This is a genomic window from Pararoseomonas sp. SCSIO 73927 (assembly GCF_037040815.1).
Classification (GTDB): domain Bacteria; phylum Pseudomonadota; class Alphaproteobacteria; order Acetobacterales; family Acetobacteraceae; genus Roseomonas.
Genome location: NZ_CP146232.1, coordinates 3,002,402 through 3,022,762, shown reverse-complemented (window position 1 = coordinate 3,022,762; position 20,361 = coordinate 3,002,402). Strand labels below are relative to the sequence as shown.

Annotated in this window: 11 protein-coding genes; all 11 read right to left on the bottom strand. The window is 72.2% G+C overall.

Annotated elements, in window-relative coordinates; translation table 11 throughout:
- Nucleotides 1-2: 2 nt before the first annotated feature.
- The 11 genes from treZ to VQH23_RS13995 all read right to left on the bottom strand — a co-directional run bounded on the left by treZ (nt 3) and on the right by VQH23_RS13995 (nt 20,220).
- The gene (treZ, locus tag VQH23_RS14045; RefSeq protein WP_338661359.1) at nt 3-1,760 is read right to left on the bottom strand and encodes a malto-oligosyltrehalose trehalohydrolase; all 1,758 of its coding nucleotides are present in this window, start codon (nt 1,758-1,760) and stop codon (nt 3-5) included.
- The gene (glgX, locus tag VQH23_RS14040; RefSeq protein ID WP_338661358.1) at nt 1,757-3,868 is read right to left on the bottom strand and encodes a glycogen debranching protein GlgX; all 2,112 of its coding nucleotides are present in this window, start codon (nt 3,866-3,868) and stop codon (nt 1,757-1,759) included. The genes treZ and glgX overlap by 4 nt, the downstream gene beginning before the upstream one ends.
- A gap of 19 nt (nt 3,869-3,887) precedes the next feature.
- Nucleotides 3,888-6,026, bottom strand: coding sequence for a 1,4-alpha-glucan branching protein GlgB (glgB, locus tag VQH23_RS14035; RefSeq protein ID WP_338661357.1), 2,139 nt, complete (start codon nt 6,024-6,026; stop codon nt 3,888-3,890).
- Nucleotides 6,023-9,295 carry a maltose alpha-D-glucosyltransferase gene (treS, locus tag VQH23_RS14030; RefSeq protein WP_338661356.1) on the bottom strand — a complete coding sequence of 1,091 codons (3,273 nt, stop codon included), beginning with the start codon at nt 9,293-9,295 and terminating at the stop codon, nt 6,023-6,025. The genes glgB and treS overlap by 4 nt, the downstream gene beginning before the upstream one ends.
- Nucleotides 9,296-9,309: 14 nt before the next feature.
- On the bottom strand, nt 9,310-12,570 hold the full coding sequence (locus VQH23_RS14025) for an alpha-1,4-glucan--maltose-1-phosphate maltosyltransferase (protein ID WP_338661355.1): 3,261 nt from the start codon (nt 12,568-12,570) through the stop codon (nt 9,310-9,312).
- A gap of 207 nt (nt 12,571-12,777) precedes the next feature.
- The gene (locus VQH23_RS14020) at nt 12,778-14,235 is read right to left on the bottom strand and encodes a Ppx/GppA family phosphatase (RefSeq protein ID WP_408904338.1); all 1,458 of its coding nucleotides are present in this window, start codon (nt 14,233-14,235) and stop codon (nt 12,778-12,780) included.
- A 75-nt stretch (nt 14,236-14,310) separates the two neighbouring features.
- Complete coding sequence (locus VQH23_RS14015; RefSeq protein ID WP_338666102.1) at nt 14,311-16,524, bottom strand: RNA degradosome polyphosphate kinase; 2,214 nt, start codon at nt 16,522-16,524, stop codon at nt 14,311-14,313.
- Nucleotides 16,525-16,909: 385 nt separating this feature from the next.
- The gene (locus tag VQH23_RS14010; RefSeq protein WP_338661353.1) at nt 16,910-17,656 is read right to left on the bottom strand and encodes a chromosomal replication initiator DnaA; all 747 of its coding nucleotides are present in this window, start codon (nt 17,654-17,656) and stop codon (nt 16,910-16,912) included.
- Nucleotides 17,656-18,693 (bottom strand): AI-2E family transporter, encoded by a 1,038-nt coding sequence (locus tag VQH23_RS14005; protein WP_338661352.1) that lies wholly within the window; start codon nt 18,691-18,693, stop codon nt 17,656-17,658. The genes VQH23_RS14010 and VQH23_RS14005 overlap by 1 nt, the downstream gene beginning before the upstream one ends.
- A 164-nt stretch (nt 18,694-18,857) precedes the next feature.
- A complete protein-coding gene (locus VQH23_RS14000) occupies nt 18,858-19,517 on the bottom strand; it encodes a CDP-alcohol phosphatidyltransferase family protein (protein ID WP_338661351.1) in 660 nt (219 codons plus the stop codon).
- Nucleotides 19,501-20,220 carry a hypothetical protein gene (locus VQH23_RS13995; protein WP_338661350.1) on the bottom strand — a complete coding sequence of 240 codons (720 nt, stop codon included), beginning with the start codon at nt 20,218-20,220 and terminating at the stop codon, nt 19,501-19,503. Before VQH23_RS13995 ends, VQH23_RS14000 begins: the two co-directional genes overlap by 17 nt.
- Nucleotides 20,221-20,361: the final 141 nt, after the last annotated feature.

Below are 20,361 nucleotides of genomic sequence, written 5' to 3'. Positions count from 1 at the left end.
GGTCAGGAAGGGTCCAGCAGGGCGATGGTCGTACGGGGAGTTAGCGTGCCGCCGGAAAGCGCGGCGGCGTCGCCCGGGTTGCCCTCGAAGAGCATGCGCCCGCCGGAAGCCTTGGCGGTCACCGGGTCGGCGCCGAAATTCGTCGCGATCGTCAGGCGCGCGCCGTCGCCCATGCGCCAGCGGGCCAGCACCGCGGCGGGGCCGATCGCCTCCGCGCCCTCCGCCATGGCGCCCTTCAGGCGGGGGATGATCTCGGCGTGGCGCAGGGCCAGCAGGGCCTTGTGGTGCGCCAGCACGGCGTCGTGCGGCGGGCGCGCGGCCTCGTCGAAGTCGGGGCGGGAGGCGTCGAAGGTCCTCGGGTCGTTCGGGTCGGGGATGCGGGCGCGGGCGGCCTCGTCCTGGAAGGCCTTGAAGTGGGCGAACTCCTTGCGCCGTCCCTCCTTCACCGCCTCGGCGAGCTTCGGATCCTCGAATCCCGTGAAGAAGAGGAAGGGCGCGGTGGCGCCCCACTCCTCGCCCATGAACAGCATCGGTACCTGCGGGCTGAGAAGCAGCAGCGCCGCCGCGGCGCGCAGCGCGGCCGGGTCGGCGAGCGCCGAGAGCCGCTCGCCCATCGCGCGGTTGCCGACCTGATCGTGGTTCTGCAGGAATAGCACGAAGGCGGTGGGCGGAAGATGCGCCGACGGCTCGCCGCGCGGGCGGCCGAGATGCGGCATCTCTTCACCCTGGAAGAGGAACCCCTCCCCCAGCACGCGGGCCAGCTTCTTCGCACCGTCCTCCGCGAAGTCCTCGTAGTAGCCCTCGCGCTCGCCTGTCAGCAGCGGGTGCAGCACGTTGTGCCCGTCGTCGTTCCACTGCGCGTCGTAGAGACCGACGGTGAGCTTGGAAGCGGTGTTGCCCTCGTTCTCGAGCACGAGATGGACTTCCCGCCCCGTGATCTCGCTCCGGATGCGGCGGGCCAGCACGTCAAGCCAGGGCTGGTCGGCGATGGCGTGCACCGCGTCCAGCCGCAGCCCGTCCATATGGTAATCGCGCAGCCACATGATCGCGCACTCCTCGAAGAAGGCGCGCACCTCGGGCTTCTTGAAATCGATCGCCGCGCCCCAGGGCGTGTGGATGCCCTCGTCGAAGAAGGGCTTGGCGTAGGCGTGGATGTAGGCGCCGTCCGGCCCGAAATGATTGAAGACGCAATCGACGAAGACGGAGAGGCCGAGCGCGTGCGCCTCCTCCACCAGTGATTTCAACTCGTCCGGGGTGCCGTAGGAGGAATCCGGGGCGAAGGGCTGGACCCCGTCATAGCCCCAGTTGCGGCCACCGGGGAAAGCGGCCAGCGGCATCAGCTCCACCGCCGTGACGCCGAGTTCCTTCAGGCGCGGCAGCAGCGCCTTCACGCCGCTGTAGCCGCCGCAGGCGCCGGCATGCAGCTCGTAGAGGACCGTCTCGTGCCAGGGGCGGCCGCGCCAGGCGCCGTCCTTCCAGGGATAGGCCGCGTGGTCCACCAGAACGGAGGGGCCGTGCACGCCGCCCGGCCCCGCGGCGCGCGCGGCGGGATCGGGCACCACCAGGTCGGGCGAGGTGCGGAACGAATAGGTCGCGCCAGGGCGGGCCGGCGCGTCGGCGGTGAACCAACCCCCGCCCGCGGCCGTCATCGGGATCGGGGCCGCGCCCTCCACCTCCAGCGAGACGGCTTCGCTGGAAGGCGCCCAGATGCGGAAGGTCGCGCCGGCCTGATGGATCACCGGCCCCCAGAGGTTGGTCATGCCGGGTCCAGCCGGCTCCAGAGGAGCACCACAGATCGCCCGCAGACCGTGACCACCGTCTCGTCCTCCTCCAGCATGCGCTCCTCCGCCTCCGGGTCCGCGCTGTCCAGCACCATCGTCGGGTTCTGCACCGAGGGCGGCAGGGCGAAGGGCTGGTCGGCGCTGTCCGCGTTCATCATCAGCAGCACCGTCTCCACTCCCCCCGTCGGCTCGATGTCGGCGCGCAGCATGGCGAAGGTCTTGGCGATGGGATCCCGCCAGGCCTCGGGCGTCATGGGCTGACCGTCCTGTCCGAACCACTCCGTATCGGCCAAGCCGGGCATGGGTTGCGACTGGCCGTGCGGAAAGCGCGGCGGCCGCAGCGGCAGCAGCCGGTGGCGCAGGCGGATGAGGCGGGCGGTGTAGCGAATGAGGGACTGGGCGGAACTCTCCGCCGCGCGCTTCCAGTCCACCCAGGAGGTCTCGTTGTCCTGGCAGTAGGCGTTGTTGTTGCCGCCCTGGGTACGGTTCATCTCGTCGCCCGCCAGGAGCATCGGCGTGCCGGCGGAGAAGAGGACGGTGGCCAGCAGGGCGCGCTTCAACCGGGCGCGGGTCTCGTTGATCTCGGCGTCGGTGGTCTCTCCCTCCACGCCCCAGTTGCGGCTGTGGTTCTCGCCGTGGCCGTCGCGGTTGTCCTCGCCGTTGGCCTTGTTGTGCCGGTGCTCGTAGGAGACGACGTCGTGCAGCGTGAAGCCGTCATGGGATGCCGCGTAGTTCACGCTGGCCCAGGGGCGGCGCTTGCGGCGGTCGAACAGCTCGGCGGAGCCCGTCAGGCGCGCGGCGAGGTCCGGGCGAACGCCCTCGTCCCCCTTCCAAAACCGGCGCACGCCGTCGCGGAACTTGTCGTTCCACTCGGCGAAGCCCGGCGGGTGGTTGCCCAGCTGGTAGCCGCCCGGCCCGATGTCCCAGGGCTCCGAGATCAGCTTCACGCGGGAGAGGACGGGGTCCTGGCGCAGCGCGTCGAAGAAGCCCGCGCCGGGATCGAAGCCGCCGTACTCGCGCCCCAGCACGCTGCCCAGGTCGAAGCGGAAGCCGTCCACGTGGAAGCCCTCGACCCAGTAGCGCAGGCTGTCCATCACCATCTGGACCACCCGCGGATGCGACATGTTCACCGTATTGCCGGTGCCGGTGTCGTTGATGCAATGACGTGGGTTATCCGGCAGCAGACGGTAGTAGGAGGCGTTGTCGAGGCCGCGCCAGGAGAGGGTCGGCCCCATCTCCGATCCCTCGCAGGTGTGGTTATAGACCACGTCCAGGATCACCTCGATCCCGGCCTCGTGCAGGCGGCGCACGGCGGCGCGCAGCTCGTTCAGCTGCCCCGTCGCGAGATAGGCGGGCTCCGGCGCGAAGAAGGAGAGGGTGGAGTAACCCCAGTAGTTCGTCAGCCCCTTCTCCACCAGGAAGCGGTCCTGCAGGAAGGCGTGCACGGGCAGCAGTTCCACCGCCGTTACGCCGAGCTTCACCAGGTGCTCGATGACGGAAGGGTGGCCCAGCGCCTGGAAGGTGCCGCGCACCGGGCCGGGCACCTCCTCCTTCAGCATCGTCAGCCCCTTCAGGTGGGCCTCGTAGATGACGGTGGTGGGCCAGGGGTTCTCCAGCGGGCGGTCCCTGCCCCACTCGAAGGCGCGGTCATCCACCACCACGCCCTTGGGCATGGCAGCGGCGCTGTCGCGGCGGTCGATCGTCAGGTCGCCGCGCGGGCCGCCGACGCGGTAGCCGAACAGCGCGTCCGACCAGGTGATCCCGCCGGTGATCTGCTTGGCGTAGGGGTCCAGCAGAAGCTTCGTCGGGTTGAAGCGGTGGCCGCGGTTGGGCTCGTAGGGGCCGTGGGCACGGTAGCCGTAGACGGTGCCCGGCCCGGCCTCCGGCAGGTAGCCGTGCCACACCTCGTCCGTGCATTCCGGCAGGTCGTAGCGCGCCACCTCCCGCCGCCCGTTGGCGTTGAAGACGACGAGCTCGATCCGTTCGGCATGCGCGGAGAAGACGGCGAAGTTCACCCCCAACCCATCCCAGTTGGCCCCCAGCGGGTAGGGCTTTCCGGTCTCCAGGCGGTCGGGGGTATCGGGCATCGGCTCTCCGTTCTCTCTCCTATGGCGAGAGGATGAGGGTGGAGAGGGGCGGCAGGGTCAAGACCAGGGATGCCGGATGCCCGTGGGCGGGCTCCCCTTCCGCGTCCACCCCGCCCCCGTTGCCGAGGTTGGAGCCGCCGTAGCCGCCGGCATCCGTGTTCAGCACCTCCCGCCACCAGCCGCCCTGGGGCACGCCGATCCGGTAGCCCTGGCGCGGCACGGGGGTGAGATTGCAGACCACCAGCGCGGGCGGCGCGCCCTCCGCGAAGCGCAGGAAGGCGTAGACGCTGTTGCCAACATCATCCCCGATCACCCAGGCGAAGCCGGCGGGGTCGGTGTCGCGGCGGTGCAGCGCGGGCAGCTCGGCATAGGCGCGGTTCAGGTCCCGCACCAGGGCCTGCACGCCGCGGTGGCGCGGGTCGTCCAGCAGGTGCCAGGGCAGCTGGGAGTCGTGGTTCCACTCCGTCGGCTGCGCCAGCTCGCCGCCCATGAAGAGCAGCTTCTTGCCGGGGTGCGTCCACATGAACCCGAAATAGGCGCGCAGGTTGGCGCGCTTCTGCCAGTCGTCGCCGGGCATCTTGCCCAGAAGCGATCCCTTTCCGTGCACCACCTCGTCGTGGGAGAGCGGCAGCATGAAGCGCTCGGAGAAGGCGTAGACGAGGCCGAAGGTCATCTGGCCGTGGTGCCAGCGCCGGTTGACCGGATCCTCCTGCATGTAGTGCAGGCTGTCGTGCATCCAGCCCATGTTCCACTTGTAATGGAAGCCCAGGCCACCTTCCGAGACGGGGGCGGAGACGCCGGGCCAGGCCGTGCTCTCCTCCGCCACCATGATCGCGCCGGGGCAGCGGGCGCGGACCGTCTCGTTCAGCTCCTTGATGAAGTCCACCGCCTCCAGGTTCTCCCGCCCGCCGTAGCGGTTGGGGATCCACTCCCCGGCGTTGCGGGAGTAGTCGCGGTAGAGCATGGAGGCCACGGCATCCACGCGCAGCCCGTCGACGTGGAAGTGCTCCAGCCAGTGCATGGCGGAGGCGATGAGGAAGCCGCGCACCTCGTTGCGGCCGAAATTGTAGATCAGGGTGTTCCAGTCCTTGTGGAACCCCTCACGCGGGTCGGCGTGCTCGTAGAGCGCCGTCCCGTCGAACTGCCCGAGCCCGTGCGGGTCGGACGGGAAGTGCGCGGGCACCCAGTCCAGGATCACGCCGATCCCAGCCGCGTGGCAGCAATCCACGAAGCGCGAGAAGCCTTCCGGCGTGCCGAAGCGCGCGGTGGGCGCGAAGAGCCCGAGCGGCTGGTAGCCCCAGGAGCCGCCGAAGGGGTGCTCCATGATCGGCAGCAGCTCCACATGCGTGAAGCCCATACCCTTGACGTAGGGGATCAGCCGCGACGCCAGCCCGTCCCAGTCCGGCGCCTGCCCGTCCTCGGCCCGCCACCAGGAGGTGGGGTGCACCTCGTAGATGGAGACCGGCGCGTCCGGCGCCTGCCGCGCGCCCCGCGCCTCCATCCAGGCCGCGTCGCCCCAGTCGAAGGGCGTGGGATCGGCCACCACGGAACCCGTGGCCGGCGCCAGCTCGCCCTGCGCCGCGACGGGATCGGCCTTCAGCGGCAGCACGCCGCCATGCGCGCCGCGGATCTCGTACTTGTAGCGCTCGCCGGGGGTGAGGCGCGGGACGAAGACCTCCCAAACCCCCGTGCCGCCGCGCAGCCGCATCGGGTGGCGCCGGCCGTCCCAGGAGTTGAAGTCGCCCACCACCGAGACGCGCTGCGCGTTCGGCGCCCAGACGGCGAAGCGCACGCCGGGCACGCCGTCCACGGTCACGACATGGGCGCCGAAGACCTGACCCATCTCGCGGTGCCGCCCCTCGGCGAAGAGGTAGATGTCCATTTCCCCGAGCAGCGGGCCGAAGGAGTAGGGGTCCTCCGTTTCCTGCACGCCCCCGGGCCAGGCGACGCGGAGCGTGTAGCGGCCGCCCGGCACCTCGCCCTCGAACAGCCCGTTCTCGTGCACCCTGCCCAGCGCGACGGGCGCGCCGCCCTCCGGCACCGCCTCCACCGAGAGGGCGCCGGGCTGGAAGGTCCTCACTGTGCCGCCGTGGCGGCCCAGCACGGCGAAGGGGTCGCCGTGGCGCCCCTCGGTGATGGCGTGGAAGGCGTCGTTCATGGGCTCACCAGTCGGTCGGCCAGCGCGGCGAGGCCGCGCAGCGGGATGGGGAGCCAGGCCGGGCGGTTGGACGCCTCGTAGCGCAGCTCGTAGGCGGCCTTCTCCAGCAGGAACAGGTCGAGCAGCGCGTCGCGCGTGCCCTCCGGCGCCCATTGCCGGGGCGACTCCTCCTCGGCCGCGCGGTAGGCGGCCATGAAGGCCGCGCCCGCCTCCTCGCGGAAGCGCGCCAGCAGCGCATCGCGCCGCTCGGCGGGTGCGGTGCTGAGCGCGCCAGCAGCGGCCGCCGAGGCGTAGTCCAGGCTGCGGAGAAGCCCGGCCACGTCGCGCAGCGGGCTGCCCTTGGCGCGGCGCTCCTCCAGCGTGCGCGCCGGCTCGCCCTCGAAGTCCACGATCACCGCGTCGCCCTGCGCCACCAGCACCTGGCCGAGGTGGAAATCGCCGTGTACGCGCGTCATCAGCGCGCCGTCGGCGGATTGCGCCAGCTTCCGCGCCGCGTCGCGCAGCGCCTCACGCCGGGAGAGGAGGCTGTCGGCCAGGGCCTTCTCCTCGCCTTCCAGCGCCGCCTTTTCGAGCAGGTCCAGCGCCGGGTCGAGCTGCGCGATCGCACCCTCCGCCCAGGCGGTGCGCGACGCCTCGCCCGCCACCTCCGGGGAGAAGGCAGGGTCGTCGCTCGGCCGCGCCAGCACGGCGTGCAGCTCGCCCAGCCGCTTGCCGAGGGCGGCGATGAAGGACAGGTAGCCCGCCAGCGCGTCCTGGTCCGGGTTGGTCTGGTCGGCAGCGCGGGCCAGCCAGTCCAGCGTCCAGCCCCAGCCATCGCCCTGGTTGCGGACGAAGCCCTGCAGCAGCATCAGCGTGACGGGCACGCCGTCCTTCCCGTTGCGCACCACCTCGCCGCGCAGGGGCGCGATGTTGGTGTAGCCCGCATCGGTCAGGTAGCGCGTCATCTCCGCTTCCGGGTGAATGCCCTGCACGAGCTTGCGGAGGATCTTCAGCACCACCTCCTCCCCCACGATGATGGAGGAGTTGGACTGCTCGCCCGGCAGGCGCCGGACCGCGGGCTCGTCGCCGAGCTCCAGCGCGGCCATGCGGTCCCCGCCCATGAAGACCACGGGCCCGTCCTCGGTCTCGGCCACCGCGCCCTCGCGCAGGGCCTTCAGCACGCGGTGGACAAAGTGGTCGGAGGCGAAGGCATCGGTCAGATAGCCCACCTGCCGCCCCTGCCGTACGCGGGAGACGGCGAGCTGATGGGCCAGCGGCCCCGTGCTCTCATCCTCGCCCATGGCGGCCAGCGGCATGCAGTAGCGCTCGGTCCGGCCGGGCAGCGTCACCTCCACCTCGGCCAGCAGCGTGTACTGCCCGCCGGGAATGGGCGCGATGGCGCGGAGGGAGACTCCCTCCAGCCGCTCGTCCTTGGCGGCGAACCAGCGGCGCTTGGGCAGCCAGGCCGGCAGCACCTCCCGCTCCAACTCGCCGCGCTGCGCGGCCCCGAAGGCGGTGGCATTGGTCGGGAAGACGATGGTGCGGAGGTCGGGCAAGGGTTCGGGTGCCTTCACATGCCAGGGCGGCAGCGCCTGCTCGGTTGCGAGGACGAACCAATAGAACCCGTAGGGCGGAAGCGTCAGCAGATAGGTTAGTTGCCCGATCGCCGGAAAAGCCGTGCCGCCCAGCATCTCGACCGGCACGCGCCCGGCCATGTCGGACAGGTCCAGCTCCACCGCCTGGGCGGAGCGGGAGAGGTTGAAGACGCAGAGGATGGCCTCGTCGCCGTTCTCGCGCAGATAGGCCAGCACCTTGCGGTTGCCGGGGTAGAGCAGGCGCATCGTGCCGCGCCCGAAAGCCTGGCTGCGCTTGCGCGTGGCCAGCATCCGCCGGGTCCAGTTCAGCAGCGAGTGCGCGTCGCGCGCCTGCGCCTCCACGTTCACGGCCTGGAAGCCATAGAGCGGGTCCTGGATGGCCGGCAGAACCAGCCCGGCGGGATCGGCCTTGCTGAAGCCGCCGTTGCGGTCCGGCGACCACTGCATTGGCGTGCGAACGCCGTCGCGGTCGCCGAGATAGATGTTGTCGCCCATGCCGATCTCGTCGCCGTAGTAGATCACGGGCGTGCCGGGCATGGACATCAGCAGCCCGTTCATCAGCTCCACCCGGCGGCGGTCGCGCTCCAGCAGGGGCGCTAGGCGGCGGCGGATGCCGAGGTTGATGCGCGCGCGCTTGTCGGCGGCATAGGTGTTCCAGAGGTAGTCCCGCTCCTTGTCGGTCACCATCTCCAGCGTCAGCTCGTCATGGTTCCGCAGGAAGATCGCCCACTGGCAGCCCTCCGGGATGTCCGGGGTCTGGCGCAGGATATCGGTGATCGGGAAGCGATCCTCCTGCGCGATCGCCATGTACATGCGCGGCATCAGCGGGAAGTGGAAGGCCATGTGGCACTCGTCGCCCTCGCCGAAATACTGCTGCGTGTCCTCCGGCCACATGTTGGCCTCAGCCAGCAGCATCTTACCGGCGCCGGCATAGCCGCGCTCCAGCTCGCCGCGGATGAGCTTCAGGACGTCGTGCGTCTCGGACAGGTTCTCGTTGTTGGTGCCGTCGCGCTCGATCAGGTAGGGCACGGCGTCCAGCCGCAGCCCGTCCACGCCGGCATCCAGCCAGAAGCGCATCACGCCGAGCACCCGGTCCACCACCTCCGGATTGTCGAAGTTCAGGTCCGGCTGGTGGGAGAAGAAGCGGTGCCAGAAGTACTGGCCGGCCACCGGGTCCCAGGTCCAGTTGGACTTCTCGGTGTCCAGGAAGATGATGCGCGTGCCCTGGTAGATCTCGTCCGTATCGGACCAGACGTAAAAGTTCCGCTCCGGCGAGCCCTTCGGCGCGTTGCGGGCGGCCTGGAACCAGGGGTGCTGGTCGCTGGTGTGGTTGATCACCAGCTCCGTGATCACGCGCAGCCCGCGCCGATGCGCCTCGTCCAGGAAGCGCCTGGCGTCCTCGACGGATCCGTAGTCGGAGTGAACGCCCGTGTACTCGGCAATGTCGTAGCCGTCGTCGCGCCGCGGGCTGGGGTAGAAGGGCAGCAGCCAAAGCGTGTCCACGCCCAGCTCCGCGATGTAGTCCAGCTTCGCGATCAGTCCGGCGAAATCGCCGACGCCATCGTCGTTGGAGTCGAAGAAGGACTTCACGTGCAGCTGGTAGATCACCGCGTCCCGGTACCATTGCGGGTCGCGCGGATCGGGCTGGTGGTTCGGCAGGGCGTCGTTGCTGGGAAGGGCTGCGTCGTCGGGCATGTCTGTGTCTCGTCTCAGCCGCCGATGGGGCGGACGCGCCAGATGGCGAAGGGAAGGCCGGCGGGATCAAGGCGCATGTGCTGCGTCTTGCCCTGCCAGGTGAAGCGGTTGCCGTTCATCAGGTCCTCGACATCCAGCCCGGCGCCGTCGGGCAGGCCGAAGCGCCAGAGCGGCAGCTCGAAGCCCGCCTCCTGCACCTGCGACGGGTCCATGCTGACCGCGACCAGCACCACGTTGGACCGGTCCGCATTCGCCTTCTCGTAGTACAGGATGTTGTCGTTGAAGGCGGGCAGGAAGGTGACGCCGAGATGCGTCTGTAGCGCGGGATTGGCGCGGCGGATCATGTTCAGCCGCGTCACCTCGTCCACGATGTCGCCGGGGCGGCGATCGGGCCAGACGCGGATCTGGTATTTCTCGCTGTCCAGGTACTCCTCCTTGCCCGGAAGCGGCGTCGCCTCGCAGAGCTCGAAGCCCTGGTACACGCCCCAGAGGCCGGAGAGGGTGGCCGCCAGCGCCGCGCGGGTCAGGTGCATTGGCCGCCCGCCGGTCTGAAGGTGCACGGGGTTGATGTCCGGCGTGTTGACGAAGAAGTGCGGGCGGAAGAAGTCGCGCGGAGCCGTGGTGGACAGCTCCGTCAGGTAGTCCGCCATCTCCGCCTTCGTCTCGCGCCAGGTGAAGTAGGTATAGGACTGGCTGTAGCCGGCCTTTGCCAGCCGATACATCACCTTCGGCCGCGTGAAGGCCTCCGACAGGAAGATCACCTCCGGGTTCTCCGCCCGGATCTCGCCGATCATCCACTCCCAGAAGGCGAAGGGCTTGGTGTGCGGGTTGTCCACGCGGAAGGTCTTCACCCCCTGCCGAACCCAGAACTTCACCATGTCGTGGACGGCGACCCAGAGGGAGGGCATCGCCCCCTCCGCGTACCAGTCCACGTTCACGATGTCCTGGTACTTTTTCGGCGGGTTCTCCGCGTACTTAATCGTGCCGTCAGGCCGCCAGTCGAACCACTCCGGGTGCTGCTTCAGCCAGGGATGGTCCGGGGAGCACTGCACGGCCACGTCCAGCGCCAGTTCCAGCCCGTGCTCCATCGCCGCGTCGCGCAGGCGGTGGAAATCTTCCAGCGTGCCGAGCCGCGGGTGGATGGCGTCGTGCCCGCCCTCCTCCGCGCCGGTGGCGTAGGGGCTGCCCACGTCGTCCGGCCCAGGGGTCAGGGTGTTGTTGCGGCCCTTGCGGTTCTTCCGCCCGATTGGGTGGATCGGCGTGAAGTACAGCACGTCGAAGCCCATCGCCTTCACGCGCGGCAGCTGCCCGATCACGTCCAGGAAGGTGCCGTGGCGGCTCTCGTCGCCGGACTGGCTGCGCGGGAACAGCTCGTACCAGCTCGCGTAGCGCGCCTGGATGCGCTCCGCCTCGATGCTGCCCACCGGGTCCTGGCGCTCGCGGTGCGGACGGTCATCCGCCACGTCCATCAGCCGCGCCGTCTCGGGTGCCAGCAGCGCCGTCAGCCGCTCCGCCTCCCCCGCCGCCTCCAGCGACTTTGCCAGCGCGGACAGCGCCGCCTTCGCAGGCGTCTCGCGCGCGGCGGCGCGGGCGACGTGCAACCGCCCCTCCTCCAGCTCCACCGTCACGTTCACGCCGGCGGCGTGCTTCTTCGTCAGCTCGTCGCGGTAGCCGGCATAGACGTCCAGCCAGGCCTCCACGGCGAAGAGGATGCGGCCCATCCGCTCCAGTGGAAAGCTCGCGGTCCAGCGGTCGTTGCCCAGCGGCGCCATGCGCGCCTCGCGCCACGCCGCCTCGTCGGCCGCGCGCCACAGCAGGGCCACGCCGAAGGTCGCGTGGGTGTCGGCCACGATGTCGGCCTCCACCGTCACCACCTCGCCCACGGTGCGCTTCACGGGGAAGCGGCCGCCGTCCACCAGAGGCGTCACCGCCTCGATCCCGATGCGCGGCAGCGCCACGCCCTGCTCCGGCGTCAGCCGCGCGGCGGCGGGGCGAACCACGGCCTTCATGCGCCGCGCTTCCAGCACGCGCACCTCGCCGGGGGAGAGCAGCACGGGGGTTCCGGGCACAAGGCTCTCCACCCCGTCCGCGCCGGTGAAGGGCGCCGGGCCGCCGCCGATCGCCGGAAGCACCGCCTCAGGCGCCAGGGTGGCGGAAGCGTGGCGATCGGGGTTCGCGATCACCAGCGCGGCAGCATCGGACATGCGCGGGTCGGCGGCGGAGCGCAGCACGGCCAGCACCGGCGTGCCCGGCCCGCTCAGCGGGCGCAGCGGCGCCCCGGCCTGCGGCGCCAGCCGGGCCAGGGTAGCATTCGCCTCCCGGATCTCGGCGGAGAGGTCGTAGGGCGCGTTCTCCCGCGCCCAGGCCAGGTCGCCCGGGCGGTCCTGCGCGGGGCTGGCCTGCCGGCGGGCGCCGAACTCGAAGCCCTGCGGCACCAGGATCGCCTCGCAGAGCGTGGCGGCGAGGCGGAGCGTGAGAGCGGCGGCGCGGGCGCGAGCGGCCTCGTCCCCCTCATCCATCGCGGCGCGGGCGCCGAAGGGCACCTCGGGGAAGCCGATCAGCGGGGCGCCCAGAGCCTCGTGCTCGGCCAGCAGCCAGGGATCGCGCCCGTTCCACCAGGCCAGCGACGAGGCGAGCCAGCCGAAGCCCGCCCCACGCAGCGCCGTCGCGTCGTTCCAGGGCATCCCCGTGGTCCAGCCGACGAAGCCGGCGCCCGGAGCGGCGGCGGTCAGCCGCCGCCAGGCCTGCCCCGGCACCTCGCCGGGCCGCACGGCGCGAAAGCCCGCCACCCCGGCCGAGCCCCAGTCCCGCAGCCGCGCCTCCCAGAAGCCCAGTGGTCCCTCGGCGGACAGGTCCATCCGCGCCAGCCCCAGCGGCGTGCGGGAGGCGCGCGGGTCCGGGAGGGAGGCGCCGGGGCTCTCGAACCAGTCGGGATGCGCCGCCGCCAGCGCGCCCTCGGAGGCGACGTGGTGGGGCAGCAGGTCCAGCCACAAATCCAGCCCGGCGGCGCGGCAGGCGCGGGCCAGGGCGGCGATCGCCGCCGTGCCGTCCGTGCCGGCCTCCAGCATCGGGTGGGGCCGGTCATGGTCCGCCACCTCCAGCGGATTGCCGGAGCGGCCGGGCGCCAGCGGCGGCGGCAGGGAGACCCCGGTGAAGCCGAGGGCCGCGATCCGCGCCAATTCCCCGCCCCAGTCGGAGAGCGGGCCCAGCAGCAGCGGGTTCAGATGATAGAGGCTCAGGGGGCGCATCGGCGAGGAACGGCGGTCGGCGGTCATGGTTCCCGTCTCGGCTCCGTTGATCGAAACTGCAGGGGCGAAGGTTCAGGGGATCGCAGCCCAGCGGCCCGCGGCCAAGCTTACCGCGGCGCAACAAGGCGTGAGGACGCGATCCGTCACCGCCCTGAACACCGGGCGTTCACAAGGGTTTAATGCTGCCGCCTTCTTTCCCGGCCCGCGGGGCTCGGCGCGGACTGGCCGCCCCCCTCAGCCGAGGGCGGGCGCCATCTCCACGGCGGCGGTGAGGCCCATGGCGGCCGCCAGGGCGTCCACGCGGCGCTTCACGCTCTCCCCGGCGAAGACGCCGCTGCCTTCCACCAGGCGCAGCGCCAACCGCCCGCTGCCCGGGCGCAGGCTGGTACCCGCCAGCAGCGCCGGCGTGCCGCCGGAAAGGGTGTAGGCCAGGCGCAGCGCCGCCCCCAGCCGTTCCGCCCGGAGCTGCAGCCCGGCCGGCAGCAGGCTGCGGGCCGGGGCGAGGAGGGCGCCCTCCTCCGCGTCGTAGCGCAAGGCGGTGGTCAGGGCGAGAAAGGCGCGCGCCTGATGCTCCAGCCCCACCCCGGGCTGGCGCAGCACGCGCAGGAAGGCCTGCTCCGCCCGGTAGTCCGGGTGGTCGTGGCTGCCGGTGTCGGAGACCTGGCAGGCGGCCTGGCGCAGCGCCGCCTCCGCCACCGATTCACCGGGGAAAAGCGGCGCGGTCCAGGCCATCAGGGCGGGGGGCATGTCCGTCTCCCGCCCGAAGCGCGCCGCGAGGTCCTCGCCGGCCGCCAGCAGCGGATCCTGCTCCCGCACGGCGCGGTCGAGGAGGTGGGCGTACCACCCCTCCCGCAGTCCGTTGGCGGAGAAGACCACGCGCCGCGCCGCCGTCTCCCGCAGCAGGCGCCGCAGGACGGTGGCGGCGTAGGGCAGGTCCGCCACGCGCTTGGAGGGGGCGCCGGGCAGGCGATTGGGGCGGTCGCCCGCCGAGATGACGGCGGCGCAGAGATCGCGCGCCTCCTCCCGCCGCAGCACGTAGTGGTGGACGATAGAGAGCGGGTAGCCCACCTGCGTCATGTGGACCTTCGCCAGGGCCCGCCAGGCGCCGCCGACGAGGTAGAGGTCCCTCCCCTGCCCCCGCTCCAGCCAGGGCACGGCGGACAGGGCCTCGTCCGCGATGCCGCGGGCGCGGCCGGGATCACCGCCCGAGCGCTCGGCCAGCCGGATCACGCCCAGCGGCAGGCTGACGGAGGCGGTGGGCCGCCCGCCCGAGAGCTCCACCAGCTCCAGGCTGCCGCCGCCGATGTCGCCGAGGATGCCGTCGGCCCCGGGCACACCGAGCAGCAGCCCCTCGGCCGAGACCGCCGCCTCCTCCTCGCCGGAAAGGATCCGCAGCGGCACGCCGGGCATGCGGGCGCGCAGCGCCTCCGCGAAGGCCGGGCCGTTGGCGGCGTCGCGCATCGCCGCCGTCGCCAGCACCTCCACCGGGTCCGCGTGCATGGCGCGGGCGATGGCGATGTAGCGGCCCATGATCGTCAGGGCCCCTTCCACCGCCGCCGCGTTCAGCTTGCCCGTGGCGTGCAGGCCGCGGCCGAGGCCGAGCACCGCCTTCTCGTTGAAGATCGTCACGGGGTTGCGGCCGCGCCCCTCGAAGATGACGAGGCGGACGGAGTTGGAGCCGAGATCGACCACCCCGGCGCGCGGCGGCGCAGCGCTGTCGGCGCTGCTGGTGCGCGGCGGGGCGAGTTCTGCGGAAAGGCTCAAGTTTCAGTCCTGTGCGACGCGGTCCGGCCGGCGCCGCGCGGGCGCAGGGCTGCGGGGCGCGTGGTGCAGCGCGCTGCCCCGGCCGGAGAGGGAGGGGTTGGTCATGAAGTACTCGTGCACGGAGAGCGGCGGCGTGCCCTGCCCGGCATGGGGCTCGATGCGGCGGTATACGCCGTCCGGGTGCAACTCCCAGGACTGCACGCGGTCCTTCAGGTTCACGACCATGATCTGGTCCAGCACCTGCGCGTGCACCGTGGCATTCTCCACCGGCACCATCGTCTCCACGCGCCAGTCCATGTTGCGCGCCATCAGGTCCGCGCTGCTGATGAACACACGCGCGCGCCGGCTGGGCAGGCGGTGGCCGTTGCCGAAGACGAGGATGCGCGAGTGCTCGAGGAAGCGCCCGACAATGGATTTCACCCGGATGTTCTCGGAGAAGCCCTTCACCCCGGGCCGCAGGCAGCAGATGCCGCGCACCACGCAGTCCACCTTCACCCCGGCCTGGCTCGCGCGGTAGAGCGCGTCGATCAGCCGCTCATCCACCAGCGAGTTCATCTTCAGCCAGATGCCGGAGGGCCTGCCCTCCCGCGCATTGGCGATCTCGCCCTCGATCAGCCCCATCAGCGTCGGCCGCAGCGTCAGCGGCGCGAAGGCGAGGCTCTCCATCGTCTCCGGCCGCGCATAGCCCGTCATGTAGTTGAACAGCCGCGCGGCATCGCGCGTCAGCCCGGGATCGGCGGTGAAGAAGGAGAGGTCCGTGTAGATGCGCGCGGTGACCGGGTGGTAGTTGCCCGTGCCGAAATGCGCGTAGCTGCGCAGCCCCCCGGCCTCGCGCCGTACCACCAGCGAGACCTTTGCGTGGGTCTTCAGGTCGACGAAGCCGTAGACCACCTGCACGCCGGCAGCCTCGAGTTCGCGCGCCAGGGCGATGTTGCGCTCCTCGTCGAAGCGCGCCTTCAGCTCCACCATCGCCGTCACGGACTTGCCGCTGTCCGCCGCCTCGATCAGCGCGCGCGCGATCGGGCTGTCGCGGCTGGTGCGGTAGAGGGTCTGCTTGATCGCGACCACGGCGGGGTCGCGCGCGGCCTGCCGGAGGAACTGCACCACCACGTCGAAGGATTCGTAGGGGTGGTGGACCACGATGTCCTTCGCGCGGATCGCCGCGAAGCAGTCCCCGCCGAAATCGAGGATCCGCTCCGGGAAGCGCGGCGTGTAGGGCTTGAAGAGAAGGTCCGGCCGGTCGTCCAGGATCAGCTGCGTCAGGTCGGAAAGGCCGAGCAGCCCGTCGGAGTGAAAGATCTCCGCCCTTGGTGCGTCCAGCTCCTCCGCCACCAGGTCCACCATGTCCGGCGGCGTGTCGGCGGTGACGGAGAGGCGGATGGCGCGGCCGCGGCGGCGGCGCTTCAACGCGCTCTCGTAGGAGCGCACCAGGTCCTCCGCCTCCTCCTCGAACTCCACGTCCGTGTCGCGGATCAGGCGGAACAGCCCGCGCTCCGCCAGGATGAAGCCGGGGAAAAGGTGCCGCAGGTTGAGGAGGACCACCTCCTCCAGCAGCACGAAGCGCGCCGGTTCCCGCGTGCCGTCGGCGCGCGGCGCACCGGTGCCGGGCAGGCGGATGAAGCGCTCCAGCTGCGGCGGCAGGGGCAGCAGGGCGCGCATCGTCCCGCCATCCTGCTCCCGCACCAGCTTCATGATGAGGCAGAGGGAGAGGTTGGCGATGAAAGGGAAGGGGTGCGCCGGGTCCACCGCCAGCGGCGTCAGCACGGGGAAGGCGCGGTCCATGAACCAGGCGGCCAGCCAGTCCCGGTCCGCCTCCGAAAGCTCCGCCGGGTCCGCCACGCGGAGGCCGGCATCCGCCAGCTGCCCGCGCAGACCCAGCCATGCCGCCTGCTGCCCGGCCAGCAGCCGCCCCGCCCGCTCGTTGATGGCAGTGAGCTGCTGCGTGGGCGTCAGCCCGTCCGGCGAGACGGTGACCACCCCTTCCCGCTCCTGCCCCAGCAGCCCGGCGACGCGGACGGAGTAGAACTCGTCGAGGTTGGAGGAGGAGATGGCGACGAAGCGCAGCCGCTCCAGCAGAGGGTGGGCGGGGTTCGCCGCCTCCTCGAGGACGCGCTCGTTGAAGGCCAGCCAGGAGAGCTCGCGGTTGATGAAGCGCCCCGGGCCGTGCGTCGACGGGTCGGGCAGCTCGGGGAGGCCGGGGGCGGGCTCCCTCGGCATCTCCGGCGCGGGGGCGGTCTCCGCCTCCGGCGTGCCGCGGAGCGAGGCCTGCCGGTCCGCCCGGATGGCGCGCGCGGCGGAGGGCTCGGCCGCGCGCATCCCCGTTGGCGGTTCCGCGGCGGGGGCGGGCGCCGTGCGCGAGGTGGCCGGGCGGGCGGTGGGCGGCCGGGAAGTGGCCGGGCGGGCAGTGACCGGGCGGGGGGCGCGCCGGCCGGCCGCCTCCGCGGCGGGCTCCGGCGCCTTCGCGGCCACGGCCTCCGGCGCGCCGCGCAGAACCGGCGGGCGGGCCGGCCGGGCCGCCCGGGGGGCGGAGGGCCCCTCCGGCCGCGCGGGTTCCGGCTTGCTCGCCTCGGGCTTGTCGGTGTTCGCGTCCATCCCGGAGGTTCTACAGCAGCGTGCCCATGGAAACAGAGACCGGCGGGGTGCTTGCCACGGAATCGTCATCCCCGGAATCATCGTACTCGTCCGGGGCGCCGTCCCCGCTGCCGTCGATCAGCCCGGCGAGGCAGGCGCGGGCCAGGGCGCGGGTGACGCCCCCGCCATCGGCGAGCGCGGCCCGGTCCAGCCGCGCCGCCGCCTCGGCCAGCGCCGCCGCTTCCCGCGGAAGACGGGCCAGCAGCCAGTCCTGCACCGCCGGCTCCACCCGCAGCTGGCGCCGGTCGAAGTGCCGGGCCAGCAGGGCACGCAGCAGCGCGTCGGTGGGCTGGCCCAGCGGCGCGGCGGCGGTGGCGCGCAGCCGGCTGGCCAGGTCCGGCAGCCGCGCCTCCCAGCGGGATGGGGCCTCCCGCCCGGCCATCAGCAGCAGGTGGCCGCTGGCCGCACAGGCGTTGATGAGGTGGAACAGCGCCGGCTCTTCCGCCGCGCAGTCGGCGTCGTCCAGCGCGGTGGGCGCGCCGTCCGGCACGCCGCGCAGCGCGGGGCCGGAAAGGCGGCGCAGCCCCAGGCGCCGCGCGGCCTGGGCGAGGAAGGCGGATTTCCCGCTGCCCTCCGGCCCGTGCAGGGCCAGCCGCCCGGCGGGCCAGCTCGTCGGATCCCCCAGCCAGGTGCGGGCCACGGCGTTGGAGGAGTCGGGGATGGGCTCGATCTCCACCGCCTCCCTCGGCAGGAGCGGCAGGGGAAGCTGGCGCGGCATCAGGCACCCGTCCGGGGCGGGTCGAGGTAGAGCGGGCTCTCGAGGTAGCGGCGCAGCCAGTAGCGGGCCAGCACGCCGATGGCCGCCGCGATCGGCACGGCCAGCAGCACACCGAGGAAGCCGAAGGCCACGCCACCGGCGAACAGGGCGAAGATCACCCACACCGCGTGCAGCTCCACCCGGTCCCCCAGCAGGCGGGGGTAGATGATGTAGCCCTCCACGATCTGGCCGATGAGGAAGACGCCCGCCACCATCGCCACCCCGCGCAGCGACCCGAACTGGCCGACGGCCAGCAGGATCGCCGTGGCCATCCCCGTGAGGGATCCGACATAGGGGATGAAGGTGAAGATCCCTGCCAGCAGCCCCACCAGCAGCCCCAGTTCCAGCCCCACCGCCGAGAGCACGAGGGCGTAGTACACGGCCAGAAGCCCGCAGCAGATGAGCTGCCCGCGCAGCCAGGCCGAGAGCACGCGGTCCGTATCGTGCGCCAGCTGGCGCAGCACGGCGGCGTTGCGCCGGGGTAGCCAGGTTTCCAGCCGCCCGATCAGCCGCGGCCAGTCCCGCAGCAGGTAGAAGGCCACCACGGGGGTGACGACGGCGAAGGTGAACACGTTGAACAGCGCGTAGCCGCCGCCGATCAGCCGGGTGGCGGAGGTGCCCAGCCAGACGAGGATGGACCCGACCTGGGAGACGGCGAGGTCCGTCAGCCGGGGGTCCAGCATCATCGGCTGCATCGCCTGTTCCAGCGCCGCCAGCGCCTCCTGCACCCGGGCGCCGATGGTGGTGACGTAGACCGGCAGGCGCGCCAGCAGCACGCCGATCTGGGAGATCAGCAGCGGGTAGAGCAGCAGCAGGCAGATCAGGGCGAAGGTCATCAGCCCCGCCACCAGCAGCCCCGCCCCGAGCCAGCGCGGCACGCCGATCCGCGCCAGGCGCGCGGCCACGGGGTCCAGGAAGTAGGCGATGCAGACCGCCAGCACGAAGGGGGTGAGAATCCCCGAGAAGAACCAGAGGGCCAGGATCAGGGCCGCGAGCACGCCGAAGATCAGCCCAAGCCGCTGCGCCCGGGTGGCGCTGCGCGGCCCGGGGGGCCTGGGGAGGGCCGGGCCCGTTGCCGGGCGGGGCAGGACCGCGCCCGAGACCGCACCCGGGGGCGGCACCGGGGACGGCATCGGGGGCTGGGCGGGCGGCAGAGGCGCGCTCATGCCGGGAGGGAGCGCGCGGCGCTCCGCACGTAGGCGGCGCCGGAGGCGATTGTGGTGCCGGTGACGAGGCCGATCAGGACCGGGAGCAGCGGGCCGCCATCCAGCCCGAACCCCGCCAGGAACAGGGCGGTGCCGGCGAGGCCGATCTGCAGCGCCGTGTTCAGCTTGGAGACCAGCAGGGGCTTGATCGCCGGCCGCAGCCCCATGAGCGCGAGCAACAGTAGCCCGCCCACGATCAGCAGGTCCCGGAACACCACCAGGATCGCCAGCCAGTCCGGCAGCACGCCGATGATCGCCAGGGTGACGTAGACCGAGACGAGCAGCGCCTTGTCCGCCACGGGGTCCAGCACGGAACCGATGAAGGAGCGGGCGTTGCGGACCCGCGCCAGCCACCCGTCCAGCGCGTCCGAGATGCCGGCGCCGACGAAGACGAGGAAGGCGATGTCCAGCCGGTGCTGGATCACCAGCCACACCACGGCCGGCACGGCGCAGAGCCGGCCGAGGGTGATGAGGTTGGGCAGGGTGAGGGCACCTGCGCCCGCCGGGACCGGCTGAGTGAGCGGCTGGGTAGCCGATTGGATACCCGACTGGGCGGCCGGGTCGGGGCGGGCCGCCCCCCCGCGGGTCGAAGGGCCGGGATCAGGCCCCTCCGGCAAGGCCGACCCGCCACTCGGAACCGGGAACCGGGCCGGGCATCCCCGGCACGGGCGGCTGCGCGGGCGCCAGGGCGATCCCGCCCGCCGCCAGTTCCTGCGCCGCCGTGGCCGGCGGGGTGCGGAGGCCGATGCGCAGCCGCGCCCCTTCCGTGGAGATGGCGAGGATCTCCACGCTGCCGACCGAGGGCTGGGCGAGCAGGCGGCGCCGCAGCGCCAGCCACTCCTCGAGGGAGCGGAAATTCGTCCGGGCGTCCAGCAGGGCCGCCACCGGGTTTAGGGGCGGCCCGGGCGGCGGGACATAGGCCGCATTGTCCCCGGACGGGGCCGGCCGGGGCGCGGCGGGGGCACCCGAAGCGCCCGTACCGGCGGAGGCGCTGGAGGAGGAGCCGGCGCCGCGGAACCGGACGGTGTAGCGCCCGGAATAGCCGTTGAGGGTGGAGCGCTCCTGCTCCACCACCATGCTCGTCACCAGCGATTCGATGGTGGAGGCGGAGGCGTTGGGGTCGCGCCCCACCGCGGCGGCGTAGCGCTGGTAGGCGATGCGCTGGGCATTGGCGATCGCGCGCTCCCTCGCCAGCACCGCATTGGCCGCTGTCGCCTCCGCGGGCACGCCGCGCTGCACGGCCGGATCGTCCTGCGCCAGGGCGGCCGTGGAGACGGCGACGGAGGCGGCCGCCTGGACGCCGATCAGGGACAGCGCCACGGCCGCGCCGCGAATCGCGCGCCGCAACCCGGCCCTGCGCAGGGGCTGGATTGCGCCCGCGCCGCGAAAATGATGGGTTCCGCGACCGTCCGTATCCTGCATAAGCCGCTCCCCAAGGACCTGCCCTGGGATAGCCGATCA

Bases quoted from the DNA above. Each gene is read 5' to 3' on its own strand.
- glgX (WP_338661358.1), bottom strand. From the start codon at position 3,868: ATGCCCGATACCCCCGACCGCCTGGAGACCGGAAAGCCCTACCCGCTG.
- treS (WP_338661356.1), bottom strand. From the start codon at position 9,295: ATGCCCGACGACGCAGCCCTTCCCAGCAACGACGCCCTGCCGAACCAC.
- treZ (WP_338661359.1), bottom strand. From the start codon at position 1,760: ATGACCAACCTCTGGGGGCCGGTGATCCATCAGGCCGGCGCGACCTTC.
- VQH23_RS14025 (WP_338661355.1), bottom strand. From the start codon at position 12,570: ATGACCGCCGACCGCCGTTCCTCGCCGATGCGCCCCCTGAGCCTCTAT.
- VQH23_RS14010 (WP_338661353.1), bottom strand. From the start codon at position 17,656: ATGCCGCGCCAGCTTCCCCTGCCGCTCCTGCCGAGGGAGGCGGTGGAG.
- glgB (WP_338661357.1), bottom strand. From the start codon at position 6,026: ATGAACGACGCCTTCCACGCCATCACCGAGGGGCGCCACGGCGACCCC.
- VQH23_RS14015 (WP_338666102.1), bottom strand. From the start codon at position 16,524: ATGCCGAGGGAGCCCGCCCCCGGCCTCCCCGAGCTGCCCGACCCGTCG.